The 17,945-nt window shown below is 64.6% G+C and carries 16 protein-coding genes and 1 pseudogene; 6 read left to right on the top strand and 11 right to left on the bottom strand.

Annotation, left to right across the window (positions count from 1 at the left end; translation table 11 throughout):
- The first annotated feature begins 290 nt into the window (after window positions 1–290).
- Entirely contained in the window at window positions 291–1,553 is a 1,263-nt protein-coding gene (locus tag I9018_RS32105) for a HipA domain-containing protein (RefSeq protein WP_241110216.1), read from the top strand.
- On the top strand, window positions 1,550–1,849 hold the full coding sequence (locus I9018_RS32100; RefSeq protein ID WP_124347057.1) for a helix-turn-helix transcriptional regulator: 300 nt from the start codon (window positions 1,550–1,552) through the stop codon (window positions 1,847–1,849). The genes I9018_RS32105 and I9018_RS32100 overlap by 4 nt, the downstream gene beginning before the upstream one ends.
- 36 nt (window positions 1,850–1,885) lie before the next feature.
- Here I9018_RS32100 and I9018_RS32095 read toward each other — a convergent pair whose 3' ends face one another.
- From I9018_RS32095 to I9018_RS32085, 3 genes are read right to left on the bottom strand one after another with little or no spacing between them, the layout of a single operon-like run.
- On the bottom strand, window positions 1,886–2,572 hold the full coding sequence (locus tag I9018_RS32095; RefSeq protein WP_241108364.1) for a GNAT family protein: 687 nt from the start codon (window positions 2,570–2,572) through the stop codon (window positions 1,886–1,888).
- A 20-nt stretch (window positions 2,573–2,592) separates the two neighbouring features.
- Entirely contained in the window at window positions 2,593–3,039 is a 447-nt protein-coding gene (locus I9018_RS32090) for a GNAT family N-acetyltransferase (protein WP_124347059.1), read from the bottom strand.
- 24 nt (window positions 3,040–3,063) lie between these two features.
- Entirely contained in the window at window positions 3,064–3,687 is a 624-nt protein-coding gene (locus I9018_RS32085; protein ID WP_241108363.1) for an FMN-binding negative transcriptional regulator, read from the bottom strand.
- Between the two features lie 104 nt (window positions 3,688–3,791).
- Between I9018_RS32085 and I9018_RS32080 the strand changes: the two genes are divergently transcribed.
- A complete protein-coding gene (locus tag I9018_RS32080; protein WP_241108362.1) occupies window positions 3,792–5,342 on the top strand; it encodes a PLP-dependent aminotransferase family protein in 1,551 nt (516 codons plus the stop codon).
- 38 nt (window positions 5,343–5,380) lie between these two features.
- Window positions 5,381–6,592, top strand: a complete 1,212-nt coding sequence (locus tag I9018_RS32075; protein WP_241108361.1) for a YeeE/YedE family protein — start codon at window positions 5,381–5,383, stop codon at window positions 6,590–6,592.
- Between the two features lie 140 nt (window positions 6,593–6,732).
- On the opposite strand, the gene I9018_RS32070 is transcribed toward I9018_RS32075, so the two are convergent.
- The 4 genes from I9018_RS32070 to I9018_RS32055 all read right to left on the bottom strand — a co-directional run bounded on the left by I9018_RS32070 (window position 6,733) and on the right by I9018_RS32055 (window position 12,018).
- Entirely contained in the window at window positions 6,733–7,833 is a 1,101-nt protein-coding gene (locus I9018_RS32070) for a polyamine ABC transporter substrate-binding protein (RefSeq protein WP_068578422.1), read from the bottom strand.
- Window positions 7,834–7,845: 12 nt separating this feature from the next.
- Window positions 7,846–8,877 carry a histone deacetylase family protein gene (locus I9018_RS32065; RefSeq protein WP_241108360.1) on the bottom strand — a complete coding sequence of 344 codons (1,032 nt, stop codon included), beginning with the start codon at window positions 8,875–8,877 and terminating at the stop codon, window positions 7,846–7,848.
- A gap of 163 nt (window positions 8,878–9,040) precedes the next feature.
- Window positions 9,041–10,888: an ankyrin repeat domain-containing protein gene (locus tag I9018_RS32060; RefSeq protein WP_241110215.1), complete on the bottom strand. Its 1,848-nt coding sequence runs from the start codon at window positions 10,886–10,888 to the stop codon at window positions 9,041–9,043.
- 137 nt (window positions 10,889–11,025) lie between these two features.
- Window positions 11,026–12,018, bottom strand: a complete 993-nt coding sequence (locus tag I9018_RS32055; protein ID WP_068578428.1) for an AraC family transcriptional regulator — start codon at window positions 12,016–12,018, stop codon at window positions 11,026–11,028.
- Between the two features lie 198 nt (window positions 12,019–12,216).
- On the opposite strand from I9018_RS32055, the gene I9018_RS32050 reads away from it, so the two are divergent.
- A complete protein-coding gene (locus I9018_RS32050; RefSeq protein ID WP_159894127.1) occupies window positions 12,217–12,762 on the top strand; it encodes a hypothetical protein in 546 nt (181 codons plus the stop codon).
- Between the two features lie 72 nt (window positions 12,763–12,834).
- On the opposite strand, the gene I9018_RS32045 is transcribed toward I9018_RS32050, so the two are convergent.
- The 4 genes from I9018_RS32045 to I9018_RS32030 form a co-directional block, all read right to left on the bottom strand.
- Window positions 12,835–13,839 (bottom strand): asparaginase, encoded by a 1,005-nt coding sequence (locus I9018_RS32045; protein WP_068578433.1) that lies wholly within the window; start codon window positions 13,837–13,839, stop codon window positions 12,835–12,837.
- Window positions 13,840–13,943: 104 nt separating this feature from the next.
- Window positions 13,944–15,383: an alanine/glycine:cation symporter family protein gene (locus I9018_RS32040; RefSeq protein ID WP_068578435.1), complete on the bottom strand. Its 1,440-nt coding sequence runs from the start codon at window positions 15,381–15,383 to the stop codon at window positions 13,944–13,946.
- A 518-nt stretch (window positions 15,384–15,901) separates the two neighbouring features.
- On the bottom strand, window positions 15,902–16,627 hold the full coding sequence (locus tag I9018_RS32035; RefSeq protein WP_241108359.1) for a hypothetical protein: 726 nt from the start codon (window positions 16,625–16,627) through the stop codon (window positions 15,902–15,904).
- A gap of 153 nt (window positions 16,628–16,780) precedes the next feature.
- The gene (locus I9018_RS32030) at window positions 16,781–17,134 is read right to left on the bottom strand and encodes a DUF3077 domain-containing protein (protein ID WP_241108358.1); all 354 of its coding nucleotides are present in this window, start codon (window positions 17,132–17,134) and stop codon (window positions 16,781–16,783) included.
- Between the two features lie 506 nt (window positions 17,135–17,640).
- On the opposite strand from I9018_RS32030, the pseudogene I9018_RS32025 reads away from it, so the two are divergent.
- Window positions 17,641–17,890, top strand: a pseudogene (locus I9018_RS32025) (prevent-host-death protein).
- Window positions 17,891–17,945: the final 55 nt, after the last annotated feature.

The following is a 17,945-nucleotide window of genomic DNA, read 5'->3' as shown; positions in this document are numbered from 1 at the left end:
TGTAACGCTTTACCTCGGGGAGGCTACGGCCTCCCTTTTTTTGCCTGTCATTCGGGGCTACGGCTCTCGGTCTGGTCGAGGGGTCGTCATGAAATCCGCTGTATTTCCGGGCGCTTTCGGCGAATTTAGTAAGTGTATTTAAATACAGATCTATTCTCGATTATTGTTATATATCTGCATTAAAATGCATATTTGTGCTGATCAGTATGATCGGAGTGCATTAAATTGCAGGTAATAAGATGTATCGGCTGACGCTGCAACTCTACCGTTCGGGGGCATGGACCGACGCCATGACCCTTTGCTTCGACAAGCCCGAGGAGGGCTTCAACAGCCCGTGCAGCTTCGGTTATGTGCGGCAGTATCTGGTGGATAACCTGGAGTCGGTCGCCAGTCCGTTGGCCTGCTCGGTCAGTGGGTCGCTGCCCTTGGGCTGGGAGCCGATACGCGAATCCCGGGCTCCGGCATTTCTCTATGACATAGCCCCGGCCGGCGATGCCCGGCGTTTCTTGCTCGGCCATATCGGTCGCGAGTGCCCTGCGGGCGTCGCTGCCGAGCTGTTCCTGTTGGCTCGGGCGACCGCCGCTCCCATCGGTCATCTGCGCATCAAGGAATCCCTGGTCGGTTTGGCCGGGCGGCCCTTGCAAGGGTTTTGCCGGGAGGCGGTGGTGGCCGGCGACCAACGTTTCGTCGAGTACATGCATGAGCAGGGCGCAGCCAGGGGCGCCGGTGGCGAGGCGCCCAAGCTGTTGCTGACACAGAACCGGGCCGGCTTGCTGTATCCCGATGCACTGCTGGAGGACGCCGCTGCAGCCCAGCACTGGCTGGTTAAGTTCCCTCGTAACCGGGCCGCCCAGAACGACTGTGACATCCTCAGGAGCGAGTTCCACTACTACCGCGCCTTGCAGCAGTTGGACATCGAGACCGTTCCTGCGGCCGGCCTGGCCCTGGAGGAGGGACACGTGCCCAGCTTGTGGTTGCCGCGTTTCGACCGTCGTGTCGGCCCGGCAGGCGTCGAGCGCTTGGCGCTGGAGTCGATCTATTCGCTGGCAGGGTTGGTGGGCTACGACCAGGGCATGCGCCATACCGAAGTGCTGGGGACCCTTGCCGAGCTGTGGCGAGCGGCGGGGCAGGAGGCCTCGATTCCCGAGCTGGTGGCCGACTACCTGCGCCGGGAGCTGATCAACAAGATCCTCGGCAATCCCCATAATCATGGGCGCAATATCGCGGTGATCCGCGATGAAGACGGTGTGCGCCTGGCCCCGATCCATGACCTGGCCCCCATGGTGATGGATACCGCGGGAATTGCCCGCGCCACCAAGTGGCCCGGACGAATGGAAGTGGCCGGCGAGGTGGACTGGCGCCTGGTCTGTGCCAGCCTGCGGCCGTTGCTCGATCCTGAGTTGGCCCTGGCGCACCTGCGCGAGGATGCCGAGCGCCTGCGCGCCCTCCCGGACCTGCTCGATGCCGGAGGCCTGCCGGCGGCCACCATGAACCATCCAGGTATCCACCTGCGTCACCTGGACCGACGCCTGCAAGAGTGGGGATTGCGATGAGTACAGCCCTGGACGAACGCGCTGGATTGATCGACGACATCCAGCAGGAGCTGGCCACCGGTCGCTTGCCGCTCGGTGATGCGGTACGACGCCTGCGCACCGAGGTCACCGGGCTGCACCAGAGCCAGTTCGCCAAGATGTGCCGGATTTCCTTGCGGACCCTGGTGCACATCGAGCATGGCGACGGCAACCCGACCCTCAAGTCGATGAACGCGGTGTTCAGGCCCTTCGGCATGCAGATGGGAGTGGTGAAGGTGCAGCGAGCCAGTCGCGCCCGAGCCCTGCCAGGCGATTGAGGACACCCGCTGCGCATGGGGCGCGGCGGGTACCGTTCATTGCCCCGGGATCTGCTCCCGGCACTGCGCCAGACTCCTCAACTGCCCGTGCGGGCCCTGGTTGGCATCGCCCAGCCACTGCTCGAAACCCTTGGCGATGGCCGGCCATTCCGAGTCCAGGATCGAGAACCAGGCGGTGTCGCGGTTCTGCCCCTTGGCCACCATGTGCTGGCGGAACACACCCTCGAAACTGAAGCCCAGGCGCTCGGCCGCATAGCGCGAGCGGGCGTTGGCGTTGTTGCACTTCCATTCCAGGCGCCGGTAACCCATGGCGAAGGCCTCCCGGGCCAGCAAGTACACCGCCTCGGTGCTCTTGGGCGAGCGCTGCATCGGTGCGCCGAAGGTCACGTGGCCGATCTCGATGCGGCCGTGGGCCGGGACGATGGACATCAGGCTGAGTACACCCTGGGCCTGGCCTGTGGCGAGATCGATCACGGTGAAGAAGTACGGGTCGCTGCTGCGTTCATGGCCTGCCAGCCAGGCGTCGAAGGCCGGGCGCTCGGGGTAGGGGCCGTAGGGCAGGAAGTCCCAGAGCACGGGGTCGGCGTCCGGGCCTTGAAGGGCCTGGAACAGCTCATCGCCATGGCGCGCCGGGTCGAGTTTCTCCAGGCGGATGAAGCGCCCTTGCAAGAGGGTGGCCGAAGGGGCGGGGGCGCCTTGCCAATCGGTGAGGGAAGTCGACATTCAATGGCTCCTGGGCAGGTTCACAGAGGTTTGCGGAACTGGATGAAGCCTGGGCGTTCGGCGATGCGCTCGTAGAGCTGGATGGCCGTGGCGTTGGTTTCGTGGGTCAGCCAGTGGACCTTGGCGCAGCCGTCCTGCTTGGCCTGGGTGTAGACGAACTCGATCAGCTTGCGACCGACGCCGGTGCCGCGCTGTTGCGGGGCCACCAACAAGTCTTGCAGGTAGCAGGCGTTCTCGATGCTCCAGTTGGAGCGATGGTAAATGAAATGCACCAGGCCCACGGCGTGTTCGCCATCCCAGGCCAGGGCGGCATGGGTCGGCTCGCTGGTATCCAGCAAGCGCTGCCAGGTGCTCTGGGTCACGGCATCCGCCAGCTCGGTTTCGTAGAACCGCAGGTAGGCCTGCCACAGGGGCAGCCAGGCGGCGTGGTCGGCGGCGGTGACGGGGCGGATCTGGATCTGGCTCATGAAGGCTCCTTGATTGTTGAAGTATTAGCGCATCAGGTGGGACAGCTGTTGGTCACGCAGGTCGGTGCTGGCCGCCAGGCCCTCGCGGACCCCGGCCATGTCCCGGGCGTCACGGTTCTGGCTGAGCTTGCGCTTGCCCTCCAGGCGCTGGATCGGCAGGGCGAAACCGACGATGGCCTTGAGCATGCCGTCGATGTAGTCGGCGGGGGCATCCTCGACCTTCCAGGGTTGCTGGCGACCAGCTTCGTGATGCTCGGTAAGGGCCCCGACCAGCTTGAGCAGGCGCTGCGGGTCGTGGAACACCTCGGCCTGGCCGTAGGCATGCACCGCCACGTAGTTCCAGGTCGGCACCACCTTGCCGTGTTCGGCCTTGCTCGGATAGAACGACGGGCTGACGTAGGCATCGCCGCCCTCGAAGATCACCAGCGCCTCGGCACCGGCGGCCAGTTCCGCGCATTGCGGGTTGGCCTTGGCCAAGTGGCCGTAGAGGGTGCCATTGGCCCCTTGGCCGGCCTCCAGCAGCAGCGGCAGGTGGCTGGCCTGCAGGCCCTGGGCACCACAGGTCACCAGGGTGGCCAGGCGGCCGTCATGGATCACCTGGTGCAGGCGGGAGAGGTCATGGTCAGCGAAAGCGCGAGGTAGGTACATGTGGAAAATCCTTGGCGATTGGCTGCATCCTAGGCAGGCTAATGGTTCGTGGTAAGAGCCACTTTTGCTCTATTTCATAGGTCCAATTTCCTGGGTGCACGCCGATGAACAGTGCCTTGCCTCCGCTGTCTTTCAACCCTGCCGGTATTGCCCTGGATCGTCGCCAGGGTCTCAGTCGCCAGCTCTACCAGGCCCTGCGCCTGCGGGTGCTGGACGGGCGCCTGGCCGGCGGTACGCGCTTGCCCGCCAGCCGCGACCTGGCGGGGGCCCTGGGGATCTCCCGCAACAGTGTGGTGCGGGCCTACGACCAGTTGTATGCCGAGGGTTTCATCGAGGCGCGGGTGGGTGATGGCACCTATGTGAGCCAGTTGCCGGAAACCCGATCCTCGCGCAAGAAATTATCCACAAAAGTATCCACAGGCTTTTCAACAGGCTTACCCACAGACTTATCCACAAAATCCGTCGATTTACCTGTGGTTACATCCAGTAAACTGGCCTCCAACAGCACTTTGCAGCGCCTGCAAAAGCACCATTTGAGCACCCATCCCAGCGGTCCGCCCCGAGCCTTTCGAGTTGGCGTGCCCGCCTTCGACCTGTTCCCGTTCGAGGTCTGGGCCAAGCTGAATGCGGCTTTCTGGCGCAAACCGGACCTGCGACACCTGTGCTACGGCGACTCGGCCGGCGAGGCGCGCCTGCGCAGCATGATCGCCGCCTACCTGCGCAGCACCCGGGGCCTGCAATGCACGGCTGAACAAATTGTGATCACCAGCGGCGCACAGCAGGGCATCAGCCTTTGTGCACAACTGCTGGTGGAGCCCGGCGACCCCGTGGCTGTGGAAAACCCGGGCTACCGCGCCGCCGGCCACGCCTTCGCCATGGCCGGTGCACAACTGCACGGTATAGCGGTGGACCAGGAGGGCATCGATTGCCGCCAGCTGGCACAGTTGCAGAATTGCCGCGTGGCCTATGTCACGCCGGCCCACCAGTACCCCACGGGGGTGGTCATGAGCCTGGCCCGGCGCCTGGAATTGCTGGCCTGGGCCGAGCGGACCCAGGGTTGGGTGGTCGAGGACGACTACGACGGCGAGTACCGCTACAGCGGTGCGCCTCTGGCCCCCCTGGCGGCGCTGGATCGCCAGGGCCGGGTGATCTATGTCGGCACCTTCGGCAAGGTGGCCTTTCCGGCGCTGCGCCTGGGTTACCTGGTGTTGCCGCCTCACCTGGTACAGGACTGCGTGCGGCTGCGGGCGGTGGAAATGCGCCATTCGGAAGTCAGTACCCAAGCGGTGATGGCCGAGTTCATGGCCGCCGGGCATTTCCAGCGGCATATCCGGCGCATGCGGCGCGCGGCCCTGAGCCGGCGCAATACCCTGCTCGAAGCCTGGCCGGCGGCCATCGACGGAGTCGGGCCGCTGCCCGGGGTGACGGCGGGGCTGCACCTGACGGTAAGCGTCGCCAGCCTGGCCCGGGAACAGGAACTGCTCGCCCAGGCCGCCAGTGTCGATATCGAGGTCAGCGCCCTGAGCCGTTACTGGTTGCCGGACAGCGTGACGCCCGAGGACCAGCGGGCCGGCCTGGTGCTGGGGTTCGCCGCGGTGCCGGAGGCCGACATTCGTTCGGCCATGGCGCGGCTGCGCCAGGCCTGGCGGGTTTGACGGGTATACTTCCGGGCATTTCCCTTTCGAGACCCCCTATGAGCCAGTCCTTCTCCGTGGCGCCCGAACGCAAGTTCGGCGCTCCTCTGTTCGCCTTGCTGCTCCTGGTCGTCGGCGCCTTGTTCCTGCAGGCCCAAGTGGGTGCGCGCCAGGTATTGCTGTTGCTCCTGGGGGCGGCCCTGGGCCTGACCCTCTACCACGCAGCGTTCGGCTTCACCTCGGCCTGGCGGGTGTTCATCCGCGACCGGCGCGGCGCGGGCCTGCGGGCGCAAATGGTGATGCTGGCGCTGGCGGTGCTGCTGTTCTTCCCGGCCCTGGGGGCCGGCACGCTGTTCGGCCAGCCGGTGACCGGCCTGGTGGCGCCGGCCGGGGTATCGGTGATCTTCGGTGCCTTTATCTTCGGCATCGGCATGCAACTGGGCGGCGGTTGCGCATCCGGCACCCTGTTCACCGTCGGTGGCGGCAATGCGCGGATGCTGGTGACCCTGGCGTTCTTCATCTGCGGCTCGCTGATCGCCACCCATCATGTGGACTGGTGGTTCGCCCTGCCTTCGCTGCCGCCGATCTCCATCGTCCAGAGCTTCGGCGTGGGCCCGGCCCTGGGCCTGAGCTTGTGCCTGTTCGCCCTGATCGCAGTGCTGACCCAGGTCCTGGAAAAGCGCCGCCATGGCAGCCTCGAAGCGCCGGTCGGCAGTACGCACCAGGGCTGGCGGCGTTTGCTGCGTGGCCCTTGGCCGCTGGTCTGGGGCGCGGTGGCCCTGGCTCTGCTGAACTTCGCCACCCTGGCCCTGGCCGGACGGCCGTGGGGCATCACTTCGGCATTCGCCTTGTGGGGGGCCAAGCTCGCGAGTGGGCTGGGCCTGGATGTCAGCCAGTGGGTGTTCTGGCAAGGCGCGGCGAATGCCAAGGCCCTGGCCGCCCCGGTATGGCAAGACATCACCAGCGTCATGGACATCGGCATCGTTCTGGGGGCCTTGCTGGCGGCGGGCATGGCGGGACGCTTCGCCCCGAGCCTGAAGATTCCCACCCGGTCCCTGGTGGCGGCGGTGATCGGCGGCTTGCTGCTGGGCTACGGTTCGCGCCTGGCCTATGGCTGCAACATCGGCGCCTATTTCAGTGGCATCGCCTCCGGCAGCCTGCACGGCTGGTTGTGGCTGGTGGCGGCCTTCATCGGCAATGGCGTGGGGGTGCGGTTGCGGCCCTGGTTCTTCGCCGAGGAACGGGCGCCCCAGGGCCTGACTGGCTGCTGATGGCTGGTGGCGGCGAGGGAGCGTGCTCCCGCGCGACCGTGTAGCCCTCGTGAAGCCGGCGTTACGAGGGGCAGGCACAAGCGGCTAGTCGGCCTTGGCTTGCTGCGCAATCCGCTGCGAGCAAGCCACAGGGGTAGCGATCAGGTCCCGGCCTTGATCTTGGTCCAGGCCCGGGTCCGCGCCCGCTCGGCATCACGGGGCAGCGGCCGGAGCGTGTAGAGCGTGTTCATGGCTGCCGCGGTGGGGTAGAGGTTGGGGTTGTTGCGGATCGCTGGGTCGACCTTGTCGGTGGCGTCCTTGTTCGGGTTCGGATACCCGACGAAATCGCTGACCGGCGCTATCACCTGGGGTTGCAGCAGGTAGTTGATGAAGGTGTAGGCGTCTTCCGGGTTCTTCGCGCCCTTGGGGATCGCCAGCATGTCGAACCAGATCGGCGCGCCTTCCTTGGGCAGGCGCATGTCCACGGTCACGCCGTTCTTGGCCTCCCGGGCACGGTTGGCGGCCTGGGAGAAGCTGCCCGAGTAGCCCACCGCCACGCAGATGTCGCCGTTGGCGATATCGGCCATGTACTTGGACGAGTGGAAGTAGGTGATGTACGGGCGAATCTTCAGCAGCAGGGCCTCGGCCTTCTCGTAGTCCGCAGGCTTCTGGCTGTTGGGGTCCAGGCCCAGGTGCTGCAGGGCCAGGGGCAGGATCTCCGACGGCGAATCCAGCAGCGCCACGCCGCACTGCTTGAGCTTGCTGATGTTCTCCTCCTTGAAGATCAGGTCCCAGCTGTCCACTGGTGCCTGCTCGCCCAGGGCCGCCTTGACCTTGTCCGGGTTGAAGCCGATCAGGATGGTGCCGTACATGTAGGGCACGGCGAAGCGGTTGCCTGGGTCGTTGGCTTCGATCAGTTGCATCAGCTTGGGGTCCAGGTGGTTCCAGTTGGGCAGCTTGGCGCGGTCCAGGGGCTGGAACACCCCGGCCTCGATCTGCTTGGCCAGGAACACGTTGGACGGCACCACCACGTCATACCCGGAGTTGCCGGTGAGCAGCTTGGCCTCCAGGGCTTCGTTGGTATCGAAGATGTCGTACACCAGCTTGACCTGGCTGTTCTGCGCCTTGAAATCTTCCAGGGCCTTGGGGGTGATGTAGTCGAACCAGTTGTACACCCGCAGGGTGCGTTCCTCGGCGTGGGCAGCGGTGCCCAGCAAGCAGGCGCACAGGGCGGGAGCGATGAGGCGTTGGAGTCTTGGCATGTTGCGGGTTCCTTACTGGGCGCTCTGGAAGCCTTCGAGTACGTTCACGGCGTTGATGCCGATTTCCGCGACTGCATAACCGCCTTCCATGACGAACAGCGTCGGTTTGCCGAGGGCGGCGATGCGCTTGCCCATGGCCAGGTAGTCCGGGCTGTCGAGCTTGAACTGGGAGATCGGGTCTTCCTTGAAGGTGTCGACCCCCAGGGAGACCACGATGACATCGGCGCCGTAGCGCTCGATTTCCCCGCAGGCCCGCTCCAGGGCCGCACTCCAGGCGTCCCAGCCGCTGCCGGCGGCCAGCGGGTAGTTGAAGTTGTAGCCTTCACCAACACCTTCGCCGCACTCGTCGGCATACCCCAGGAAGAACGGGAATTCGGCTTCCGGGTGGCCGTGGATCGAGGTGAAGAGCACGTCGCTGCGCTCGTAGAAGATCGACTGGGTGCCGTTGCCATGGTGGTAGTCGACATCGAGGATCGCCACCTTGCGCTGGCCCTGGTCGAGGAAGGCCTGGGCGGCGATGGCAGCGTTGTTCAGGTAGCAGTAGCCGCCCATCAGGTCGCTGGCGGCGTGATGTCCCGGTGGCCGGCACAGGGCGAAGGCGCTGTGGGCGCCGCGCTGGATCACCGCCTGGGCGGTCAGGGCAACTTGCGCCGCGCTGTAGGCTGCTTGCCAGGTGCCGGCGGTGATTGGCGCGCCGCCGTCGAAGCTGTAGTAGCCGAGCTGGCCGTGCAGGCTGCTGGGGATCACGCTGCGCAGGGTGCGCGCCGGCCAGGTGTAGGGCAGCAGGTCGCCGTCGATGCCCTTGGCTGCCCAACGCTCCCAGGCGCCCTTGAAGAACTCCAGGTACTCGCGGCTATGGACGCGCTGGATCGGCTCCAGGCCGAAGTCCTTGGGCGCCTCCACCGGCCCCAGGTTGCGGTGCTTCACTCGGTCCAGCACGTGGTCGGCCCTGGAGGGCATTTCGAAGCAGGGCATCAGTTGCCCGTCTATCAGTTCGCAACGGCCATGGTGCAGGTGGTGATCGTCCGAGTAGATCGTCAGCATTTTCTTGTTCTCCGCAGGCTGATTCGGTGGCTCACAGTCTTGCGGGGCGCGGGGTTTTGGAGAACGGCTGGAACGGCCAAAAGAGGATCGATATGGCCAGATTGCGTGACCGCAATTCGCCCCTGGAAGGGGCATGGCGCCCCATTGCGGGGCGCCAGTGGCTTCAGCCTGCCGGTGCTGCCGGCACGAAGCGTTGCAGGACCTGGAGCATGTCCTCGCGTTTTTTCCGGGCGATGGCCTCCAGCAGCAGGGTGTAGCCCTTTTTCTCGCAGCGCTGGCCGACATTCGGGTCGGCGCCTTTTTCCAGCAACAGGGTGAAGACCTCCAGGGTGTCTTGCTGGCTGACGACGCGCGACGTGTCGTCGGCGGAGATCTTGTCGGCCAGTAAAGTCAGCAGGCTCTGCCCCATGGGTTGGTTGTAGCAGGTGCCCCCGCCATAGCTCAGGTTGAGGTTGGCCCCCGCGTTGATCAACAGCTTCATGGCCGGATAGTTGTTGCCCCAGAAGGCCCGGTACAGAGCGGTTTCCTGGTCTGTTGCGGTGCGCAGGTCAAGGTTCTGCGGGTGTTGCAGCAGCCAGGTGAAGCCCTTGAGGTTGCGCTCCTGCTCCGCCAGTTGCATCAGCGGAGTCCGGCCCCGGTAGTCCTGCTCGTCGATGGCGACCCCGGCCTGCAGCAGGAACTTCAAGCGCCCGCCCTGCTCGAGGTCGGGGCCATCCTTGAGGTCACGTTGCATGGCCAGCATGGCCAGGGTGCTCCAGCGATACTGGCCGCTGGTATGGGCACCGTTGGCCAGCAACAGCCGGGCGATCTCCAGGTGCGGGGCATCCAGGGCATGCAGCAGGGCGCTGCGGCCGTCCTCGGCCATGACTTCGCCGCTGACGCCACTGGCCAGCAGGCGCTTTACCTCGGCTTCGTCACCGGCGTCCGCCGCGGCCACCAACGGCCAGAAGCCCTGGCACGCCTGTGGGTTGGCAGATTGCAGGCCCAGGCGCTGGAGCACCCGGGGCGGGATGCTCATCTGGCGTTGCAGGCGCATGCCGCAATACAACCGATAACCTTCGATGGCCCGGCCCTGGGGAATGTTGTCCAGGGGCCGCTGTTCGAACAGGGCCCAGTCCAGGTCGGCCAGGTTGAGGTAGGTCGGCATGCGCGACATGTCCCGGCGCAGCACTTCCACCAGCCAGCCGCGAGCGACCTTCAGCTGGCCGGCCTCGCTGGCCCAGTAGGCGATGTCATTGAGCAGGCCGGGGTATTCGCTGTGGTCGGTGGCGATGCTGCGGTAGTCATGAACCGCGAAGAAGTCCTCCACCTGGCGGAGCCCCGGCCCTTTGTCCTTGGCCTTGCGCAGTTGCGCGTGGAGTTGACGGAACTGCTTCCAGACAGCGTCCGCGTCCGCTGGCGGGACATAGGCATTGAGGGTGATCGGGCCGCCACCGCTGTCGAAAGGCCGGAACCACGGTGGAAACTTCTGCAGGGCTTGCAGCCATTGCTGTCCGGTTTCGTCGCTGATGGGTTGCAGCGGCGTGAAGTCCATCTGCGTCAGGTCCTGGCGATGACTGATGGCCAGCAGCGTGCGCTGGGGATCGCGCTGGTCGATCAGCAGGTAGCGCTGGCTGAGTTTCCACTGCGGCGGCACCGAGCAGTCGAAGTCCAGCGGCGTCAGGGTGATGCCGGTGTCCAGGGTATTGCTGGGCGGCCAGTTGTCCGTGACCTGGATGTCATTGTCCGGCGACACGCAGTTACGCAGATCTTCCGGGCTGAACAGCGCTATGGGCGGCGACTTGTAGACCCGCTGCCGGTAATCCAGGTCCTGGTAGGCATTGAGATAGAACATCCCGCGATACTGGCTCAGCACGATCCGCGCCGGCAGCTTGGCCAGGCCCGGCAGCGGGAAGGGCTTGATCTGCAGGGTGGCGGTTTCCGGCTCGTCGAGGGCGAAGTGGCTGGACATCTCCCACCACTTGAATTTCGCCAGGTCGAAAGCCTGGACGGCGGGTGCTGCCGCGAGCATCAGCAGCGCCAGGCCGATTCGACGAAGGCCGATATGCCTGGCGGTGCTACCTGTGGATAGATTCAACGTTGCCGTCCCTTGCCGGTATGAAAGGCCGGCAATGTAATGCAATTGGCGCTGTTGTGCCGGGGTTTGTGTCAGGGCCGGAACTGGCTCGGCGCCACGCCGCTCCAGCGGATGAAGGCATGGCGAAAGCTTGCGGTCTCGCTGAAGCCCAGGGCTTCGGCGATTCGGTAGATCGGCAGTTGGTCTTCGCAGAGCAGTTGCTTGGCTCGCTCGAAGCGCAGTTCGTCCAGCAGTTCCTGGTAGCTGCAGCCCAGGTCCTTGAGGTGCCGACGCAGGGTCCGGGCCGAGCAGTTCATCTGTTCCGCCAATCCGTCCAGGCCGGGAGCGGCGTCCATCTGCGCCGCCAGCAACTGGCGGATGCGCCCGAGCCAGGCCTGGCGTCCGGTGAACTCGGTGTTCTGCTTGCGACAGCGCTCGGCCATGGCCTGGTGGGTGATGGCATCCGCCAGGGGCAGCGGTTGGTCGAGCCAGCGCCGGTCGAAGGCGAAGGCATTGCTGGCGGCATCGAACGTCAGAGGGCAGTCGAAGCGTTCGCGATAACGGGCCTGGTAGTCCGGTGCCGGGTAGTCGAAGCGCGCGCCGATCAGCGGCAGCGGATGCCCCAGCAGGTCGTCGCAGATGACCTTCATCGAGACCAGGCAGAACTCGGTGTTGAACGCGGCCAGGGCCGGGCCTTCGCGATAGTCGGCGGCCGTCAGCCAGATACGCGGGCCGTCGGTTTCCAGGGTCAGCTCGAAAAGTGTTCCCATCAGCGCCGGATAGCGCAGCGCCAGGCGCAAAGCGTCACCTAAGGTGGCACTGGTGAGCAGGGCGTAGCCGAGCATGCCGTAGGACGATACGTGCATGCGCCGGCCCAGTTCCAGGCCGATATCGCGTTGCAAGGCCACGGCATTGGCACACACCAGCATCTCTTGGCTGGTGGTGATGCGGGTGTCGGCACGGCTCAGGTCGGTGGGGTTTATACCGCTGCCGGCCAACAACGCGCCGCCGTCCTGACCCTGGTCCTTGAAGGTGTTGAGGATCAGGGAAACCGCATTGAGGGTGGTGAGGTGCGAGTGCAGCATGCGCAGATTCCGACCTGGGAAAGACCCTTGACCGGAGCAAGTTGCATGCCGCCCGCAACAGGACCTGCGGTTTTCCAGCCAGTGGCATGGGGTATTTCGGGCGTGGTGTGGTTAGTGACTTGGCGCTTTGATTGGTGCAACCTGCCTGTCATTCACCGCCGGAGGTGGCGGTGCAGCAACCTCGATAAAGGATTATGTATGACCCTCACTCCTGCGCGTTCCCTGCTCCTGGTGTCCGGCTTGCTCCTGAGTTCGCTGTGCCTGGCCGAGGCTGAGCCAGGCAGCGAAAGCACCCTCAAGGACTCTGCCAAGTCAGCCGTCTCGTCAGCCATTTCGGCAGGCAAGAACCTCTTGGGTGGCGTCAGCGAAGGCGTGCTCGATGGCCGCCAATCAGCGCAAGGCGTCGACGGCGCCTCGATCATTTCTTCCCGCGAGCAAATGAAGGGCCGCGTCGACGTCCAGGTATTGAAGACCGAAGCCGTCGGCGACAGCTTCAACGTCACCCTGGGTTTCAAGAACAGCAGCGACAGCCAGCTGCGGCTGATCAACCTCAAGCAGACCGGTGCCCTGCTGGCGATCGACCAGGACGGTTATGCCAACAACCTGACTGTCAGCCTCGACAACCCGGATGAAGTCACCATCCCGGCCAAGGCGGCAGTGCGGCAGAAGTTCGTGTTCGAAGGGCCGATCGAGAGTTCGAGTTCGGTGCGGGTCTGGGGCCAGGATTACTCGGTCAAGAAGTAACCCGAGCGCCACCCTCTGTTCATCGTTGAGCCGGCGGCTACCGCAGTAGCCACCGGCTCCCGAGCCTGGGCTTCAGCTCAGCTCGCCACACAGGTCCAGCTCCACCAGGCGTCGCACTTCGTCGCTAGCCAGCCCGGCGCCCAGCAGGGCGTTGAGCTTGCCGAAGGCCGCTTCGCGGGTCATGCCGCCACCGGACAGCACGCCAACACCACGCAGGCGGCTACCGGCTTCGTAGATGTCCAGCTCCACACCGCCTTCATGGCATTGGGTGATCGCAACCACCACGATGCCTTGCTCGCGAGCGCGCTGCAGGCTGGCCAGGAATGCCGGATTGTCGCTGGGGCCGGTGCCACTGCCAAAGCACTCCAGCACCAGAGCCTGGATGCCGCTGGCGAGCACGCCATCGAGCACTTCGGCGCCGATCCCGGGGAACAGCGGCAGCACGCCGACCTTGGCCGGCTGCCGGGCCTGGCGGTAGTCCAGGCTTGGCGGGATGGCCTCGACCTGGGTGCCGCCACCTTTGCGCCGCAGGGCAGCGAACGGGTGCCGGCCGAAGCTGCGGATCTTCGCGCAGCGGGTCGGTGCCAGCAGCTCGCCATGGAAGTACAGCTGCACGCCGGGTGCCAGGCCCCGGCCGAGGGCCAGCAGGGCACCGCTGAGGTTTTCCCAGGCATCGCTGTCGGGCACGCCGGCCGGCAGCATCGAACCGGTGAACAGCACCCGTGCCGGCAGGCCCAGCAACTGGAAGCTCATGGCCGCGGCGCTGTAGGCCAGGGTGTCGGTGCCGTGCAGGATCAGTACGCTGTCGCAGCCTTCGCTCTCGACGGCCTCGACCACCGCTTCGCGCAGGCGCTGCCAGTACTCGGGGGTCATGTTGGCGCTGTCGATCAGCGGCGCCATTTCGCGAAAGCGCCAGGCCGGTACCGGCAGGTCGGGACGGGTGTCGAGGTAGTCGCGCATCCGGGCTTCGAAGCCGGATGCCGGGGCCAGCCCGTCGGCACTGGCCTGCATGCCGATGGTGCCACCGGTGTAGAGCACCATGACGCGCTGGGCGGCAGGGTAGGTCGAAGGGTTCATGGGATTCTCCGAAACGGTGAGTTCCTGTGGGAGCGGGCCAGCCCGCTCGCACATTTATCGAACTGTAACCGACGGGTGCAGAGGATGCGCCCGTCGTTCACCCATCAGCGTTGCGCTGTGGGTACGCCTTGCGACTCGGCCTGGGCGGTGGCCGCAGGTTCGGCGGGCCAGGCTTTCAGGTCCAGGTCCAGATCGGCGAATTTGCGCGAGTCGAACACAGGCTGGTCGACGCCGGCGCGGCGCTGCTCGTCGTAGTCGCGCATCACACGCATGCCGACCTTGAACAGCATGGCCAGGGCCACCAGGTTGACGAAGGCCAGGCAGGTCATGGTGATGTCGGCGAAGGCGAACACGGTCGACAGGTCCTGCATCGAACCCCATACCACCAGCGCCAGCACCAGGCCGCGGAACAGCATCAGCACGGTGCGGTTGCGGGTGAGGAACTGCAGGCTGTTTTCGCCCAGGTAGTAGTTGTAGAGGATGCAGGTGAAGACGAACAGCGACAGCGCGACGCTGACGAACAGGCGACCCCAGTCACCGACCACGGCAGCCAGCGAGTTCTGGGTCAGGACGATGCCGTCGCCTTCGAAGCCCGGGGTGTAGAAGCCCGACAGCAGGATCAGCAGCGCGGTGCAGGTGCAGATCACGAAGGTGTCGAGGAACACGCTGAAGGCCTGGACCACGCCCTGGGCGCCTGGGTGCTTCACGGCGGCCACGGCGGCGACGTTCGGCGCACTGCCCAGGCCCGCTTCGTTGGCGAACACACCACGCTTCACGCCCATGACGATGGCGCTGCCGAGCAGGCCGCCGAAGGCCGGGTCAAGACCGAAGGCGCTCTTGATGATGGTCTCCAGCATGGCCGGCACTTGTTCGATCTGGGTGCCGATCACGTACAGGGTCACGGCGATGTAGGCCAGGGTCTTGATCGGGACCAGCAGGTCGGACACCGCGGCGATGCGCTTGATGCCGCCGATGAAGGTGATGGCCAGCAGCAGCGCCAGGACGATGCCGGTGTGGCTAGGGTCGAAGGCAAAGGCGTCCTGCAGCGAGTGCGTCACGGTGTAGGACTGCAGGCCGATGAAGGCGAAGCCGTAGGTGACCAGCAGCAGGATGGAGAACACCACTGCCATGCCTTTGAGCTTCAGGCCGTGCTGGATGTAGTAGGCCGGGCCGCCGCGGTACAGGCCGTCGCCGTCGGCGCGCTTGTAGACCTGGGCCAGGGTGCATTCGAAGAAGCTGCTGGACATGCCCACCAGTGCGGTCACCCACATCCAGAACACGGCGCCCGGACCACCCAGGGTCACGGCGATGCCGACGCCCGCGATGTTGCCTGCGCCCACCCGGCCGGCGAGGCTGAGCATCAGCGCCTGGAACGAGCTGAGCTGGCCGCCGCTGCTTTTCAGGCTGTCGCGGAACACCGCGAACATATGGAGGAAGTGGCGCAATTGAACGAAACGCGAGCGGATCGTGAAGTAGCCGCCGAGCCCGACAATGAGCACGATCAGCACTTTCCCTGAGAGGAAGTCGTTGATGACTTCGAGCATGGATTATTCCTCGCTGTTTTTTGTGTAGGCAAAAGCAGAGCGGAAAGAAACACTTTGTTACACCGCTGGTTGCACGCACGGCAAAGCGGTGGGGCGAGCGTTCGTCCCGGTTCTCTATTCGCGGGTTGTTATTAGTTCGGGTTTCCCGTGGGTTGGAGCCTCGTTACCGACGGCTGTCCACGCGAAGAGGGGGCGCACTATACCGGTGCGAGGGCTTGCCGTCTGCATGTAGCGCGCCGAACCGAGGAACGGCAGAAGGGCGGGAGGCTGAATCGGTTCTTGTTGCGGCGGGCTTGGACTGGCTTGCAGAGGCCCGGGTCAGGGGTCTCTGGCGGCTGACCGAACGGTCATGATCGATCGTCATGTGAGATTGGAAAAGCCGACAAAAGGAGCTTTTTATTCGGTTTTTCGCGATTTTTTGCCGATTTTATTCTGGGGCTTGTCAGAACGCCGGTTGCTCGTCGAACCAAGTGGGGCGAGTTGCGGCTCATCAACTGTTCCATGTCCATGGGTGCCGCTCAGGCCGGAAATTGCTCGAGGTGCTCTTTCACCCATTGCACCAGGCGTTCGTCCAGTTGAGGCAGGATTTGGCGATAGGCGTCCTGGCAGGCTCGGAACCCTGGGTCCTGGTTGATCAGGTTCGTCAGTTCGATTGGGGCTGTTGCGGGCTTGTGGACAGCGCGTAGGTGGTCTTGGCGCCGGCTGGCCTGCTCCAGGCTATCGGCGAGGGCATGTTGTTGGAGCTGGCGAAATTGGGCGAGGGCTTCGGGCAGGTGGAAGTACAGGGCGCTATCGAAGCCTTCCCAGCTTTCGTAGGCCAGCCACTCGTGGAGCACCATGAAGCAGCGCAGTGCTGGAGGCAGTTGCGCCAGCTGGTCGAAGTCCAGCCAGTACTGACGGGGCAACGCCTGGGCGGTTTCGATGGCCTGGGCGATCAGGTCCACGGCCTGGCCCGGGTTGCTCCGGTGCTTGCGCAGGATGCGCTGGGTCAGGGTGAAGCGCGCTTGTTCTATAGCGTGCAGGGCGCGGTTCAGGTCGTACTCGGCGCCATGCAGGTACTCCCGGGCTTGTTCGGCGGGCAGGCCAGACTTTTCCACCAGCACCTGCAGCAGCTCAGCTTTGTAGAGCTCGGCGGCTTGCTGCGGATCGCCTGCGCAGCGTACGAGCAGGGCCTGGGCGTGGCGCAGGCCGATGGGGATCAGGGCGCGTAGCTGTTGCAGGGCATGGGTGTGCGTCGGGTCCATCGACAGGGTGCCTTGGTAGTCATTGCCGGCTGCGGCGGGAGGCTGATTATCCACCGTTGCTGTAGCTAAGGCCGAGTGTTTTATACGTGGCGAGGGAGCAAGCTCCCTCGCCACGGGTTTTAGCTGCGGGCGATGCCGTTGCCACCCGCCAGGTCAGGGGCCTGGGCGGGCGCCGTCGAGCAGGGCGTCCACCACGGCGCGGGCCATTTCCACGGAATGCACCATGGACCAGATCAGTCCGCGTTCGATGCCGCTGGCCCGTTCGGTGATTTCATCGGACACCTCTTCGGCGCATTTGAGCAGCAGCGAGACGTGCGCCAGTGCTTCTTCGGCATCTACTTGGGGTTGTACGGCGAACAGCGGGCGGCCCTGGCCATCGCGCAGGCCGAAGGGGCGATGGCGGGTGCCGTGCAAGGCGGCCAGCAGGTTAGCGTTGGCGCAGTCCAGCTCTGGGTTCCGGCGTGGATGGTCGGTGGGCAAGGGTGGGTCGGGGACGAGCTTTTTCATGATGGTCACTCACTCAGTAATAAACGGACTGCCGAGCTCACTTCCACATGAGGGGTGGCAGTTGTGCGAGGGTGTGGAAGACCGGGACTGAGTAACCCAGCACACCCGAAGGTGTCCCGCGCACAACCGCCATAAAGCGATGCCGACGACAAAGCGTCGAGCTATGCCCATAAGCGCTCATGCTTACTCAGATCCGAACTTCCACATCCGGGCCGCTGATTTTGCAGCGGCTCAGGGAGGCTGCCTGATCGGTAAGAGGGGTACAAGGCGCTCAAAGGCGTGGGGGATTCTCTCGGATTTACCCTACAAAACAAAGCGAATCCGCTTCGATGCTGGGCGGCATCGCCCGCCAGTCGCGGCTTTTTTCCAGGCCAAAAAAAACCGTACGCCGGCCGATCAGAGGAGCAGAGAAATGATTTGATATTTGATGAAATAGCGGCGAAGTCGCGCATGATCAGTTCGTAGCAGGGCGACGAGCAAGTCGCCAAATGTAGGAGGTTTCACTCATGCGAGTTGAAACGGTCAGCTTTTTAAAACGATACGCATCCGACCTGCCTGTTAGAGGAGCCCATGGTCGTTACGCAAAACGGTGTGCCTGTTTACGTTGTCGAGTCTTACGTTGAGCGTAAGCGCCGTGACGAGGCAGTTGCGTTGGTGAAATTGCTCACACTCAGTTCGCGCGAGTACGCCCAGGGCAAGCATTGTTCGACTGATGAGCTGAAGGCCCGTTTAAGCGGGAGGTTTGCTCACAAATAAAAAAAAGGGCCTGGAGACGAATCTCCAGGCCCTCAAAAGGTGAGAGGTGTCTAGT

This window comes from Pseudomonas sp. MPFS (assembly GCF_022537035.1).
Lineage (GTDB): Bacteria > Pseudomonadota > Gammaproteobacteria > Pseudomonadales > Pseudomonadaceae > Aquipseudomonas > Aquipseudomonas sessilinigenes.
The sequence above is the reverse complement of the archived record's forward strand: the minus strand, read 5'-3'. Positions and strand labels throughout refer to the sequence as shown.

What these genes read in the sequence shown, in the direction of transcription:
- I9018_RS32105 (WP_241110216.1), top strand. Translation starts at nt 291, where the DNA reads ATGACCCTTTGCTTCGACAAGCCCGAGGAGGGCTTCAACAGCCCGTGC.
- I9018_RS32100 (WP_124347057.1), top strand. Translation starts at nt 1,550, where the DNA reads ATGAGTACAGCCCTGGACGAACGCGCTGGATTGATCGACGACATCCAG.
- I9018_RS32095 (WP_241108364.1), bottom strand. Translation starts at nt 2,572, where the DNA reads ATGTCGACTTCCCTCACCGATTGGCAAGGCGCCCCCGCCCCTTCGGCC.
- I9018_RS32090 (WP_124347059.1), bottom strand. Translation starts at nt 3,039, where the DNA reads ATGAGCCAGATCCAGATCCGCCCCGTCACCGCCGCCGACCACGCCGCC.
- I9018_RS32085 (WP_241108363.1), bottom strand. Translation starts at nt 3,687, where the DNA reads ATGTACCTACCTCGCGCTTTCGCTGACCATGACCTCTCCCGCCTGCAC.
- I9018_RS32080 (WP_241108362.1), top strand. Translation starts at nt 3,792, where the DNA reads ATGAACAGTGCCTTGCCTCCGCTGTCTTTCAACCCTGCCGGTATTGCC.
- I9018_RS32075 (WP_241108361.1), top strand. Translation starts at nt 5,381, where the DNA reads ATGAGCCAGTCCTTCTCCGTGGCGCCCGAACGCAAGTTCGGCGCTCCT.
- I9018_RS32070 (WP_068578422.1), bottom strand. Translation starts at nt 7,833, where the DNA reads ATGCCAAGACTCCAACGCCTCATCGCTCCCGCCCTGTGCGCCTGCTTG.
- I9018_RS32065 (WP_241108360.1), bottom strand. Translation starts at nt 8,877, where the DNA reads ATGCTGACGATCTACTCGGACGATCACCACCTGCACCATGGCCGTTGC.
- I9018_RS32060 (WP_241110215.1), bottom strand. Translation starts at nt 10,888, where the DNA reads ATGCTCGCGGCAGCACCCGCCGTCCAGGCTTTCGACCTGGCGAAATTC.
- I9018_RS32055 (WP_068578428.1), bottom strand. Translation starts at nt 12,018, where the DNA reads ATGCTGCACTCGCACCTCACCACCCTCAATGCGGTTTCCCTGATCCTC.
- I9018_RS32050 (WP_159894127.1), top strand. Translation starts at nt 12,217, where the DNA reads ATGACCCTCACTCCTGCGCGTTCCCTGCTCCTGGTGTCCGGCTTGCTC.
- I9018_RS32045 (WP_068578433.1), bottom strand. Translation starts at nt 13,839, where the DNA reads ATGAACCCTTCGACCTACCCTGCCGCCCAGCGCGTCATGGTGCTCTAC.
- I9018_RS32040 (WP_068578435.1), bottom strand. Translation starts at nt 15,383, where the DNA reads ATGCTCGAAGTCATCAACGACTTCCTCTCAGGGAAAGTGCTGATCGTG.
- I9018_RS32035 (WP_241108359.1), bottom strand. Translation starts at nt 16,627, where the DNA reads ATGGACCCGACGCACACCCATGCCCTGCAACAGCTACGCGCCCTGATC.
- I9018_RS32030 (WP_241108358.1), bottom strand. Translation starts at nt 17,134, where the DNA reads ATGAAAAAGCTCGTCCCCGACCCACCCTTGCCCACCGACCATCCACGC.